This is a genomic window from Paenibacillus sp. GM1FR, from assembly GCF_002803315.1.
Classification (GTDB): domain Bacteria; phylum Bacillota; class Bacilli; order Paenibacillales; family Paenibacillaceae; genus Paenibacillus; species Paenibacillus amylolyticus.
On the sequence record NZ_MKZL01000054.1, the window covers coordinates 126400 to 139414 of the forward strand.

Genomic DNA, 13015 nt, shown 5'->3' on the forward strand with positions numbered 1-13015 from the left:
GCTAAATGGTTTGATATAATATGGGACAAGAAAGACGTTACAACTAAATTGTACTTATTCGATCAGTGAAGGAGAGATGAGACATGGCAGAACAACAAATTCGGTTGGGCAAGACGGATCTGATCGTGAATCCCATTGGACTGGGTGCGAATGCAGTAGGCGGACATAATATCTATCCGGACATGCTGAATGATGAGACGGGTAAGGAAGTGGTTCGTACAGCTTTGAAACAAGGTATTAACTTTGTGGATACGGCGTACATCTATGGACCGGAGCATTCCGAACGACTGATTGGTGAAGTACTGAAGGAAACTGGTCAGCGGCAGAATACCATCATTGCAACCAAGGCAGCTCATAAATTTGTGGATGGCAAGATTGTCATAGATAACTCACCTGCTTTTCTGAAAACAGCCGTGGATGAGGCGTTGAAACGTCTGCAAACCGATTACATTGATCTGTTCTACATCCACTTTCCGGATGAACATACGCCTAAGGATGAAGCGGTAGATACGTTAAAACAATTAAAAGACGCTGGCAAAATTCGTGCCATTGGCGTATCTAATTTCTCCATTGATCAGTTGCGTGAAGCCAACAAGGACGGGCATGTAGACGTACTGCAATCTGAATATAATCTGTTCAAAAGAGATGCGGAGAAAGAGCTGTTGCCGTATACGGCTGAGCATAACATTTCTTTTGTTCCTTACTTCCCTCTGGCAGCGGGACTGCTGGGCGGGAAATATAATCGTGATACAACCTTTCAGGATGGACGGGCAAAGAACCCGCTGTTTACAGGTGAAGCTTTCATTGAAAATCTCGATAAAGTTGAACAACTGCGCAGCATAGCACAATCCAAGGATGTTGAGGTCGCTCATCTGGTTCTGGCCTGGTACCTGACTCAGCCTTCTATTGATGCATTGATTCCGGGTGCCAAGCGACCAGAGCAGGTCATTAACAATCTGCAAACATTAAATGTGGAATTAACTGCTGAGGAAATTGCAGTCGTGGATCAGATCTTTCGTTAATGAGTTCGGGTGAATCGGGAAATGCTAACAGGGAGTTTACGTATGAAGACAAAGTGAGGACACCACATGAACCTGAAGGCAGCCCGAGTCATCGGAATGTTCACGCTAATTATTTTGCTAGGTAGCAGTTCTGCCTATGCAAAGCCTGTACAGAAGAACCGTCAGTATTATGAGGAACGAGGAGAAATCGTGTGGGAGGTTCCCACGCAGGATAAACTCATCGCCCTTACCTTTGATGATGGACCAGATCCGATTCAGACTCCGCAGATCCTGGCTTTGTTACAGCAGTATCATGCTAAAGGAACTTTTTTTGTACTTGGCAAATGGGCAGATAAATTTCCTAAACTGATTAAGCAGGAACAGCTCGAAGGGCATGAAATCGCCAACCATACGTATGCGCACACGTATGCAGTTCGATCAACACGTGCGGACAAGTACATGAAGGATATGAACGAAGCGGAAAGTTCCATCATTAAAGCTGGCGCGGAGCGTCCCCTGTTGTTCAGGCCACCGGGCGGCTATTACAATGACATGGTCATCCAGGCTGCCAAACAAAAAGGGTATACCATTGTACTCTGGTCTTGGCATCAGGATACACGGGACTGGGCTTCTCCAGGTGTATCGGCTATCGTTAACAAAGTGTTGAAGAACGCACGTAATGGGGATATTGTACTTTTTCACGATAAGGTGGAAGGCAAGTCGCATACGGTAGCAGCACTCAAAACGATCCTGCCGAAGTTACAGCAGCAGGGGTACCAATTCGTTACGGTGTCTGAGCTACTTGCTGTAAAGGCACGCGAAGCCGCGAAGGATGGGACTTCACCTTCTTCTTCGGTGAAGAACGTAAAGCCCTGAACATGGTAATCCAATTAGAAACCGTAGGTCTCAGATGAAGAGACCTGCGGTTTCTTTATCTTGGTCTTCATATTAACCATGGAACCAGCCTTAGGAGGTTATTGCCGTGTCCCTTTTGTTTTGAAACCAAAACGTCTACAATAGATGGAGCTTTGAGTTTAAGGGTTATATAGTATACAAGATATGAATTACGACATAGAGGAGAGTGAACATAATGAATGGACAACAACGTGTAAATATTAAGCCAGGTCTGGAAGTGGACATTGTGCTGAAGCAGGATCAAGCTACAGGTAAGCTGACACGTGGCATTGTGAAGGATCTGTTAACCAAGTCACCTACGCATCCACACGGAATCAAAGTACGACTGACGAGTGGTCAAGTGGGACGTGTGAAACAGGTCATTACAGGAGGCTCGAACTAACTGTGGCCCAAGACGGGGAGATGAGTAATACGGCAGAAGTAATGGCACATCTGGCTTCGGGTAATACACGTCAGCAGGACGCCTATCATGTGTTACAGAGCAGTGGATTGCTCGATATATTAGCTGACTATCACCCATATCCAGCAGGAACGGTGCCAATTGATATTGATATTCCGGGCAGTGATCTGGATCTGCTGTGTTATGCAGAGGATCTGGATGTGTTTGAAGCCGAGGTATACAATCGAATCGGAGCCGTTGCTGAATTTCAATGTGTACGTGGTGGGGATCTTCCAGACCAACGTCCTTATATGACTTGTAATTTGCAAGTGGGACATTGGCCTGTGGAGATTTTTGCCCAATCCGTTCCAGTTTACAGGCAGAATGCATACCTACATATGATCGTAGAGTGGAGATTGTTGCAACTGTGGGGAGACGCGGGACACCGTGAGATCCGCAGACTGAAACAGGCAGGGTGGAAGACGGAGCCTGCTTTTGCTTCTGTACTTGGACTACAGGGAGATCCATATGTGGACATACTGCATCTGGCAGAGATGAAACGTGAAGATCTCTGGAACTGGGCGCGTTTACGCACGTCTTTTTAAAAATGTCTATTTGAGATGAACTAATCATTTACACGATAACGGAGAGGACAGAAAAAACCTGAAAAAGCGAAGCGGTCGCCTAAAAGCTTTCTGAAAGAAAGCTGCATCGGAAGCATACGCTATTACCGGATTTCACCTTGAGAAAGGGGATCAAAAAAATCTGGGAATAACAGCGATTGGAAGGTGCTTCTGTCATCGTAGTGTCAGTGTAAATAGCCTTTGGTCAGATCAGAAAGATGGCTACAATTGTTGTTACCGTGAGTCCCAGCAGTACAGGCTTCAGGTTGCGTCTTGCCAGTTCAAAAGGATTGACTCCGCAGATTGCAGCAGCAGGAATCAATGCCCATGGAATCAAGGTTCCACCACCTACCCATATAGCTGCAACCTGACCTAATGCTGTCAGTACAGGTGCGGAATCTGCCGAACCTGCAAACATGGACGCAATCGAGCCAACTAGGGATATCCCCGAGAACCCCGAACCATCCATTCCGGTCACTGCTCCGGTCACCGTCATTGTAATGGCGCCCACCGTATCATTTAATGGCACCAGCCCAGCAAGTGCGACTCCGAGATCATTCACAATCCCGTGTGAACCTTCAGGAAGAGGGTTGATGAACAACTCCGTAATCGCAGCATCTCCCAGATAAAAAAATGCGGCTATAGGAATAACCGGTCCAAACACCTTGAAACCAAACTGAAATCCTTCTATTAAATAGTTGGTCGTTTCCTCTGGTCCCGCATGTCGATGTGCGGCAAGGGTGACAGCGATCAGTATAACCACAGCGGTTCCGCCAATCAGAGCTGTTGCGTCGCCACCTTGCAATTTCAACACAAACATCAGAATCACATCAACTGCGAATAACAGAGGGATAAGCAGAGCGAACGCCTTTTGCAAACGGGGTGACATGACTTGACGTTGAACAGGCTGATCAGTGGGTAAGGAGGTGGACACAGCTTCTGATGAGGAAGAAGGTTCCGAGCTCAGGGTACCTGATGTAACGTTTGGGGAATGAACAGGTGAACCTGATTTCATCTCTTTGCGCAGCATCCAGAAGGCTGTAAGTGTAGATACGGTGCCCATGACAATGACCAAAGGAATGCTGGCCGTCATGACGGAAGTGACTGGTAGACCCGCTGCATCGGCCGTAAGTTTGGGAGCCCCCTGAATAATGTAATCTCCCGAAAGTGCTATCCCATGTCCAAACAGGTTCATGGCAATAGCAGCTCCAATCGGAGGAAGGCCTACACGCACGGCTACAGGAAGCAGTACTGCACCAACGAGTGCTACGGCCGGGGATGGCCAGAAAAATAGTGATACTACCATCATGATCAATCCGATACCCCAATAAGCGACCTGAGGAGAACGGATAAACCTTGTGACGGGTGTTACCATGACCTCATTAATGCCTGTTCTGATCAGAACACGGCTCATCGCGACAATAATCGAGATGATGAAGATTGTACTTAACAATTCTTTTGTTGCATAGATAAAACTGCTGAAGATCCCTGCAACTGACCCGCTTAAGGTTTCGGTTGCCAGAAGTCCAATGGTCATAATACCCGCAACACAGATGATCGTGGTGTCCCTGCGCCGGATCATTACCGCAATAATCAAGACGATAAATGCCAGATAGACATAGTGTAACGCAGTGAGTTGAATATTCATCGAACAGGCCTCCCTACATCCTGGTGACTAACCCGAGGAGTGATATATCGTATGCATGTCAAGATCGGGCGTTCGTGGAGTCCGGGGCTTGCCGCAGCATTTATTTTTAGGGAGAAGCTTCTGAGTAATAATGAAGGATTTTTTTTACAACTGGAGAATTTATTACTACATGAAGCTTGTTACTCTTGAAATTGGAGCGGATGGAAGTCACCAGAATTGATATGTGAAGGTCACGGGACCCCATAGACAATGGCAAGCAGGGGTGATTACAATAAACATGCCATCATAAGGAAGAAAATAGAAAAACTATGTTGAAATAAAGTGTGCGTTCAAAAAGTCTGGTTTTCAGTACAGCGGACTTTTTGAACTACCTCTAAAAGGGCGGGAATCCATAATCCATGAATTTGATCCGTTCACTTCGTTTTAAGTTTATAGTGGGTCTTACATTGATCATGCTGCCATTATTCATGCTGCTTTATTACAACAACGTCTACGCCATGAAAGTTGTACGTGACAAAGTATCCCTCACCAATATGAATCATCTCGCCAAGAGTGTGGAGCAGAATGAACGTGTGTTACAGGAGACGAATCGGTATTTATATAGTCTGGGCGAGCGGGACCCGGATATTATCTCTCTGTTTTTTCTGAAATACGGCAGCGGTGATTATATCATTGCAAAGCAACGGATTATGAACAAATTCATGACAGATATCGGTTTTTATAATCTAATCGATTCTTTTTTTCTATATGATGCTGTGAATGATGATCTGCTGCTCGCGACTTCAGGCAATTATGATGTCAAAAAGTCGGTTGTGCAGGAGAGTATGCCAGTCCAGATGCAGCAATTGGAAGGGGATATCCAGAAGCCGGAATGGAGCATCGTGCGTGGCGGGACGTGGAATGCGCTGGTGAAAACGGTGCGAATCAACCAGCAGTTCTATGCAGGTGCACTTGTTGATATGAATGCACTGAATCATACACAACAATTCACTGAATCCGGAGATCGGGGAGGTGCAGTCATTGTTGGAACAGACGGTGGGGCACTCTCGGATTCCACATTGAATACTGCACAGATTCAGCTGGCTGCAGCGCATCTTCCCGGCCTGAAGAATCCGTATCAGGTGATCTCTGAAGTTGTGAACAAGGGAGAAGCACGTCAATATTTGATGTTGGGTACTGCCTCGGCCATGTCCCAGATGAATTATATCGTGCTGCTGCCTGAGGAAGACATGATGCGTAACCTCCCGTTTTTCCAGCAGATCATTCGTCTGCTTCCCATTGGTGCGGCAGTAATTCTGGTTACTGCACTGATCTTTTTGCGGCATCTGTTATTCCGCCCGATGAATGCGTTAATCCGAGGCATGAGAAGGGTCAGCCGTGGAGATCTCGATGTGAAGCTGGACCCGCCATCTTCGTCGGAGCTTGAATTTATGACACGAAGTTTCAATCAAATGACCAGTGAGATCAGGCATCTGAAGATTGATGTGTATGAGGAACAGTTGCGGACGCGGGAGGCAGAGTTCAAACAACTGCAGATGCAGATCAATCCTCACTTTTACCTGAATTCACTCAATATTATTCATAGTCTGGCTTCCTTGCAAAAACATGAGTTGGTGCAGCAGATGGCTGGTCATCTGGCCGATTATTTTCGATTCAGTCTGCGTGCAGGCAAACGTGTTATTCGTCTGGATGAAGAGCTCGAGCACATTCGTCATTACTTAGAAATTCAAAAGCTGAGGTTTCCAAGCAGATTCGATTTTGAACTGGATGTTGAGCCGAATCTGGGACATTATGTGATTCCGCCATTAACCATTCAGCCTTTTGTGGAGAATGCCATTATTCATGGATTTCAGCGCCGGACACAAGCATTTGTCATTCGGATCGTGGCGCGCCTCGGTGAGAAGTCATCCGGTCAGGTCGATGGGACGGTGCTTCAACTGATGATTGTGGACAATGGTGTTGGATTTGAAGAGGAATTGTTGGGGCGTCTGCAACATGGACAATACGCTGAAGATCCGAGTGGACAGCATATCGGTATATGGAACGTGGCTCATCGGCTTTTAGTGAAGTATGGTGATCAAGCCAGTTTGCAGTTTGGCAATGAGGTGGATCATGGCGCCAAAGTCATCATTGATTTACCCGCTCAGACCGAAGAGGAAGAAGGGGGAGCCTATGCGGAACCTGTTGATCGTGGATGATGAAGTGTATGCATTACAAGCAATGGTGGAAGGAGTCGATTGGCAAGCAGCAGGCATTGACCAGGTATACAGTGCTGGTGATGCCGAAGAGGCAAGAAAGATTTTAAAGGCTAATGCTATTGATATCATGATCTGTGATATCGAGATGCCTGGTGAAACAGGGCTTGACCTGCAAAGTTGGGTGTTAAAACATGATCCAGGTATAATGACCATTTTCCTGACAGGGCATGCTTTATTCGATTATGCTCAGACAGCCATTAAGCTAAACAGCTTTGATTATGTGTTGAAGCCGGCTCCAGCGGATCAATTGATTAAGGTAATAACCCAAGCGGTGGAGAAGATCAAGGATGGAGAGCAGCGTACCCGTACCAACGAAGTTTATGAGACCGTATACAAACGCTGGAAAACCCATAAACCGCTACTGACGGAACGCTTCTGGAAAGATGCCATCTCTCAGCGTATCACGTTAACCGAACAACGTTTGCAAGAGCTCGCAGAACTGTATGGTGCCGAGATTGATCCGCAGGCTCGTGTGTTACCCATTGTAATCTCGGTAGAGGAATGGGTGCGTGATTTTGATTTGCGTGACGAAGAGGTATTGGAATATGCCCTTCGTAATGCAGCCAAAGAGATGCTGCTTGGCGACAAGCCCGGTGAGGTGTTTCAGGATCAAAGTGGGTTAAATATTGTGCTTGCTTATGAGCAAGATGGCATCATTCCGAGTGCGAGCGAAGTGGCACAACGTTGTCAGGGGTATATTCAGGAATGTGGTACGTATTTCTACTGTCGTTTGTCCTGTTATGTTGGTGCCCCGGTTGCTGTAACTGAGCTGCAAGGCATGTTAAATGAACTGATGGATATGGAGCGGCGCAATATTAAGGAGCTTGAAGAAGTATTTGTCTATGATGAGCGGGGAAGAGATCAGGAAGATCGCTTTTTGCCTATTCCATGGTTTTCGGAATTATCCATTCTTTTTGAGACAGGTAAAGTAGGGGATTTGCGAGAACGTGTGGATGAGATTTTTGAGTTGCTTGCTGCACAGGAGGGTTTGTCTCCTGAAATGCTGCATCTCTACTATCATGCCATGCTGCATGTGGTCTATCCGCTGCTTCATCAGAAAAACGTGTCAATACGCAGTCTTTATCCGGGTGAACGGGAGCCGGAAGAGAGTATGGTGACAAGGTCGTTGCCGCAGTTGAAACAGTGGACGGCTGATCTGATTGATCGTGTTATCCCGGTGTTGTACCCGGACGATCATAGCCCCATGACCATTGTGGATCAGTTGTGCGTTTATATTGAAACTCATATTGGTGAAGAACTTATGCGAGAGGAGCTTGCAGCTTTTGCCGGATTCAATCCCGCTTATCTATCACGTCTGTTTCGGAAAGAGAAGGGGATGTCCCTATCTGAGTTTATTCTGCAGGGCAGAGTAGCCAAAGCGAAGACATTGTTGTCCCAGTCCACCGTCAAAGTGACGGATATCGCTGGCAAGGTGGGGTACTACAATTACTCGCATTTCACCAAAATGTTCAAAAAGTGCACGGGTATAACGCCACAGGAGTTTCGAAAACAGTCACGTACCGTATAGTTCAGGGCGCAGCATGCTGCGTCTTTTGTTTTTTTTGGTACTAAAGTCATAATTTGATAAGTCAACAGGTCACCACAGCAGATAGAGGTCTTACTCGCCCCGCCGTATACTTGAACCACAGGAGCCGCAACGGAGCTTCATCCTGAGGAAGAATTCAAGAGGAGTGAGGGAGAACAAGTTATGAAGACACAACCCCAGGCGGGTAAGGGAGTACGGATATCGGAAATATCGGGAGAAACAGTCCGAAAGCGCAAGTCTGTGTGGCACAATCTTGGCAAATTCAAGGTGCTGTATCTCATGTTCTTGCCAGGTGTCCTGTTTCTACTGGTGAACAACTATATGCCGATGTTCGGCGTTCTGATCGCATTCAAAAATGTAAACTATGCTGATGGTATTTGGGGTAGCCCATGGAGTGGATGGGACAATTTTAAATATTTGTTCTCAACCAGTGATGCATGGGAAATTACCCGAAATACACTCGCGTATAACACGGTGTTCATTGCACTGAATCTCTTAGTAGGTGTCGGGCTTGCTATTCTGCTCAATGAAGTGAAGAACAAGGCAATGTCCAAGTTATATCAATCACTTATGTTATTACCGTATTTCCTGTCCATGATTGTGGTCAGTTATCTGGTACTGGCTTTCCTGGGCAAGGATTCAGGCTTCATGAACTCAACGGTTCTGCAGATGTTCGGCGGTCAGCCGATCGACTGGTATTCAGAGCCGAAGTATTGGCCGTATATTTTGCCACTGGTGAACACATGGAAAAATATTGGATATTATGCCGTCATTTATCTGGCAGCTGTCGTGGGTATCGATGAAGAATATTATGAAGCAGCTGTGCTCGATGGCGCAACCAAATGGCATCAGATACGCTTCATCACCATTCCGTTTCTCGTCCCATTAATCGTCATTATGACGTTATTGCAAATTGGCCGTATATTCTATGCAGACTTCAGTCTGTTCTATCAGGTTCCATTGGAATCGGGAGCGCTGTTCCCTGTAACGAATGTACTGGATACCTACGTATATCGTACGTTCCTTATCGGTGGAGATATCGGGATGTCATCAGCAGCTGGTCTATACCAAGCAATCGTTGGATTTGTGCTGGTTCTTGTATCCAATACCATCGTAAGGCGAATAGATAAAGATAATGCATTATTTTGAGAGGAGGCAAGTCAGCTGTGAAATCACGTGATCCACTAGCCGTATCGAAGCGTTCCGCATCCGTTATTCATGCGATGTTTCTATTCTATGCCATTGCCTGTATCGTGCCGATCCTGCTTGTCTTCGCCATCTCATTTTCGGACGAGACAACAGTAATTGCCAATGGATATAAGCTTATTCCAGAGAAATTCAGCCTGACGGCTTATGAGTTTCTGTTCAGAGATATGGATCAGATCATTCACTCGTATGGTATATCCTTTATCGTTACCGTTGTAGGTACCATTACAAGTGTTGCGCTGACCGCATTGTATGCGTATCCGCTCTCACGGAGAGATCTGCCTTACCGGGGCTGGTTCGCCTTTTTCATCTTCTTCACAATGTTGTTCAATGGGGGGCTGGTACCTTGGTACCTGGTCTATGTCAACGTACTGGATCTGAAAAACTCCCTACTGGCACTCATTATGCCGCTACTGCTATCCCCATTCTTTGTACTGGTCATGCGTACATTCTTCGCGAACTCCATTCCGGTGTCTATTCTGGAATCGGCTCGGATTGATGGTGCGGGAGAATTGAGAACGTTTGCACGTATCGTGCTTCCGCTCTCTCTTCCCGTAATGGCAACCGTCGCGTTGTTCAGTACATTGAATTACTGGAATGACTGGTACCTTAGTATGATTTTTATATCAGATAACCGGACGATCAGCCTTCAGTACCTTATGTACCGGACGTTGCTCGATATTCAATATTTAACAACCAACTCCAACGTCTCTTCACAGATTTCGTCGCAGGGTGGATTGCTGAATCTGCCTAACAAAACTCTGCAAATGGCGATGGCTGTGGTCGGTATTGGTCCAATTGTACTGGCATATCCGTTCTTCCAGCGTTATTTCATCAAAGGTCTTACGGTTGGCGCTGTGAAGGGATAACTCTGAACCGGTTAGCGGAGTGGGCAAGGTAAATGAAGATGGACTGAAAGGGCATATACAGAAGTAGTTATCGGTTTAATTGTGAATTGGGGAATTCGGTTGTATGGTTCAACACATGACAGGAGGGGTTCAATTGGTTAGATCATTAAAGGTATGGTCACGCATGATGGCAACGGTTATGGCGCTGAGCCTGGTGCTGGCAGCTTGCTCATCAGACAAGGGTGGAACAACAACACCTGGCGCAGAAGGCGGAGGAGCAAGTGAAGGTGGGGGCAAACCCTATGAAGTGACACTGTTCTACCCAGGGACACCACAGAAGGATGTCGCTCTGGTGGAAGCCGAGATTAACAAAAAGATGGAACCAAAGATCGGGGCTACGCTTAAGATCAATGCAATTGACTGGGGACAGTGGGATAACAAGCTGAATCTCATGATTTCCTCAGGTGAAAAATCAGACATTATCTTCACAGCAGCTTGGCAGAACTACACGGTGAATGTAGCTAAAGGCGCATTCTTGCCCTTGAATGATCTGCTTGATGCACATGGTCAGGATATTAAGAAAAACCTGGACCCTGCCTTTCTGGAAGGTTCCCAGGTGGACGGCGTGAATTACGGCGTTCCTACGAATAAGGAACTCGCTGCCACACGTGGTGTGTTGGTACGTAAAGATCTGGCTGACAAGTATAAACTGGACCTGACAGCTGTAAAGACATGGGCTGATCTGGAGCCACTTCTCAAAACAATCAAGGAAAACGAGCCAGCCATCACACCATTCTATATGTCCAATACCAATGGTAACGGGCTGTTAGAGAATCTGGATTGGGATTATCTCGGTGATGCTTCCGTACCTGGAGTTATCTCCAAAACAGCAGGCGGAACAACGGTGCTGAATGAAGTGGAGACCCCAGAATTCAAAGAAGCGGCTGAACTCGCTCGCAAGTGGTATCAAGCGGGATATATCAACAGTGATGCTGCTACGTCCAATGTGTTCCCGAAAGACCAGGCGAAGGCTGGAAAAGCGTTTCTCTGGACGGATGGCATGAAGCCAGGCAAGGATAAAGAAGAAGAAGGGTATGTGGGTTTCCCACTGACTCAGATTGAGATGACACAGCCGACAATCACGACGGGTGATGCGTCTGGAGCGATGCTTGCAATCTCCCGTTCTTCCGAGCAACCGGAGAAAGCGATGCAGGTCATTAACCTGCTGCATTCCGACAAGGAAATTAACAACTTGTTAAACTTCGGAATTGAAGGTACACATTATGTGAAAAAAGACGGACAGGATAATATCATTGCTCTCCCTGATGGCGTAGATGCCAACAGTCGTACCTACAATCCAGGTGCACAATGGCAACTGGGTAACCAATTCCTGAACTTCCTCTGGGATAATGAAGATCCACAGAAATGGGAGAAGTTCAAAGAGTTTAACGCCAAAGGTGTGAAGTCGCCAGCACTGGGCTTTACGTTCAACAGCCGATCTGTCAAAAATGAAATTGCTGCGGTCAACAACGTGAACAAACAGTTCAAGCCGGGTATGACATCCGGCGCAGTTGATCCAAATGAGATGATTCCGAAATATCTGGAGAAATTGAAAGCAGCGGGAATTGATAAAATTATTGCAGCCAAACAGGAACAACTCGATGCATTCTTGGCTAAGCAATAAATGATCGTCAGCCATGACAGAGAGACCTGTGTTATTACAAGCTCTTGTCAGCGGTGAAAATGGAGGACGTTTTCGGTGAACAACCGAAGACGTTCTTTTTATTGTTGTTTTTTTGATTTGGATTGTTAATCATAAATAGGAAAAATATGATATAATAAGGTGGTTGATTAGGGGGTGTTCGTGTGTCGAGAACCAGACTTGTGTTCTCAGGGGCGTTATTGCTATTTGCTATTATCTTTACATGTAACCATCATCTTGGTTTTTCTGTTGGAGATACCATGCTGTCAGCAATAGGTATATCACCGTATACTACATCTTACTTGAGTGGAGTTCATATCACACTTTTCCTCGGATTGGGGATATTCGCGTGTGGATTTTACCTTACTCGCAAAGAAATCGGGAAATCATTCCCCGCTCTTGCAAAAGGGTTATGGATCGTAGTTATCGCTATCGTTCTCAGTTATTCGTACATGACGGATAAATTCATGTATGTAGCCAAGTGGGGAGCTTCAGGCATTAATGCGGTATCCTATGTACAGAATGCAAGTTCTTGTACCTTTAACGTGCTGAAAACGGGTGAGACCCGAGCAACCTGTGATCTGACACTCAAAAATTACGGCAGAGATTCCGTATCCGCCGTGTTATTGCCTGATCTCGCACGTAGTTATAAGTTAAAGGACGATCCCCTATTGGAAGCCTTGCAGTCTGTCCAATTAAGGCCCGTACATGTTGAGATTGAACGCCATGGAACGTTTACAGGTAAGTTGGAGTTTTACGGGAAAGCGGAATCCCCTCTGTTCGTCAATGGGAAACTTATGGATATTGTGCTGGATGTAGGCGTGGATGGAGCGAATACGGTATTTGATTATGATATTCCATAGTTGATATTTTCATAGAAAAAAAGAAT

Annotated in this window: 11 protein-coding genes; 10 read left to right on the forward strand and 1 reads right to left on the reverse strand. The window is 46.1% G+C overall.

The annotated features are described in order from the left end of the window. Nucleotides 1-83: 83 nt before the first annotated feature. The 4 genes from PAEAM_RS24830 (at nt 84) to PAEAM_RS24845 (ending at nt 2900) form a co-directional block, all read left to right on the forward strand. Complete coding sequence (locus PAEAM_RS24830) at nt 84-1022, forward strand: aldo/keto reductase (RefSeq protein ID WP_100529333.1); 939 nt, start codon at nt 84-86, stop codon at nt 1020-1022. A gap of 66 nt (nt 1023-1088) precedes the next feature. After that, nucleotides 1089-1877 carry a polysaccharide deacetylase family protein gene (locus PAEAM_RS24835; protein ID WP_100529334.1) on the forward strand — a complete coding sequence of 263 codons (789 nt, stop codon included), beginning with the start codon at nt 1089-1091 and terminating at the stop codon, nt 1875-1877. 214 nt (nt 1878-2091) lie between these two features. Beyond that, complete coding sequence (locus PAEAM_RS24840; RefSeq protein ID WP_026081155.1) at nt 2092-2298, forward strand: YwbE family protein; 207 nt, start codon at nt 2092-2094, stop codon at nt 2296-2298. Between the two features lie 2 nt (nt 2299-2300). Beyond that, entirely contained in the window at nt 2301-2900 is a 600-nt protein-coding gene (locus PAEAM_RS24845) for a DUF4269 domain-containing protein (RefSeq protein ID WP_100529335.1), read from the forward strand. Nucleotides 2901-3123: 223 nt separating this feature from the next. Here PAEAM_RS24845 and PAEAM_RS24850 read toward each other — a convergent pair whose 3' ends face one another. Next, entirely contained in the window at nt 3124-4566 is a 1443-nt protein-coding gene (locus tag PAEAM_RS24850; RefSeq protein ID WP_100529336.1) for a hypothetical protein, read from the reverse strand. A 398-nt stretch (nt 4567-4964) separates the two neighbouring features. On the opposite strand from PAEAM_RS24850, the gene PAEAM_RS24855 reads away from it, so the two are divergent. The 6 genes from PAEAM_RS24855 (at nt 4965) to PAEAM_RS24880 (ending at nt 12989) form a co-directional block, all read left to right on the forward strand. After that, entirely contained in the window at nt 4965-6764 is a 1800-nt protein-coding gene (locus tag PAEAM_RS24855) for a sensor histidine kinase (RefSeq protein ID WP_100529337.1), read from the forward strand. Beyond that, nucleotides 6739-8352, forward strand: a complete 1614-nt coding sequence (locus PAEAM_RS24860; protein WP_165790052.1) for a response regulator transcription factor — start codon at nt 6739-6741, stop codon at nt 8350-8352. Before PAEAM_RS24855 ends, PAEAM_RS24860 begins: the two co-directional genes overlap by 26 nt. Nucleotides 8353-8532: 180 nt before the next feature. Then, nucleotides 8533-9519: an ABC transporter permease gene (locus PAEAM_RS24865; protein ID WP_036609563.1), complete on the forward strand. Its 987-nt coding sequence runs from the start codon at nt 8533-8535 to the stop codon at nt 9517-9519. Nucleotides 9520-9536: 17 nt separating this feature from the next. Further along, nucleotides 9537-10445 carry a carbohydrate ABC transporter permease gene (locus PAEAM_RS24870; RefSeq protein ID WP_017689303.1) on the forward strand — a complete coding sequence of 303 codons (909 nt, stop codon included), beginning with the start codon at nt 9537-9539 and terminating at the stop codon, nt 10443-10445. A 133-nt stretch (nt 10446-10578) separates the two neighbouring features. Further along, entirely contained in the window at nt 10579-12108 is a 1530-nt protein-coding gene (locus PAEAM_RS24875; RefSeq protein WP_100529339.1) for an ABC transporter substrate-binding protein, read from the forward strand. Nucleotides 12109-12290: 182 nt separating this feature from the next. Further along, nucleotides 12291-12989, forward strand: coding sequence for a hypothetical protein (locus PAEAM_RS24880; protein ID WP_076318457.1), 699 nt, complete (start codon nt 12291-12293; stop codon nt 12987-12989). Nucleotides 12990-13015 lie beyond the last annotated feature (26 nt).

Bases quoted from the DNA above. Each gene is read 5' to 3' on its own strand.
- PAEAM_RS24850 (WP_100529336.1), bottom strand. From the start codon at position 4,566: ATGAATATTCAACTCACTGCGTTACACTATGTCTATCTGGCATTTATC.
- PAEAM_RS24860 (WP_165790052.1), top strand. From the start codon at position 6,739: ATGCGGAACCTGTTGATCGTGGATGATGAAGTGTATGCATTACAAGCA.
- PAEAM_RS24830 (WP_100529333.1), top strand. From the start codon at position 84: ATGGCAGAACAACAAATTCGGTTGGGCAAGACGGATCTGATCGTGAAT.
- PAEAM_RS24855 (WP_100529337.1), top strand. From the start codon at position 4,965: ATGAATTTGATCCGTTCACTTCGTTTTAAGTTTATAGTGGGTCTTACA.
- PAEAM_RS24840 (WP_026081155.1), top strand. From the start codon at position 2,092: ATGAATGGACAACAACGTGTAAATATTAAGCCAGGTCTGGAAGTGGAC.
- PAEAM_RS24865 (WP_036609563.1), top strand. From the start codon at position 8,533: ATGAAGACACAACCCCAGGCGGGTAAGGGAGTACGGATATCGGAAATA.
- PAEAM_RS24835 (WP_100529334.1), top strand. From the start codon at position 1,089: ATGAACCTGAAGGCAGCCCGAGTCATCGGAATGTTCACGCTAATTATT.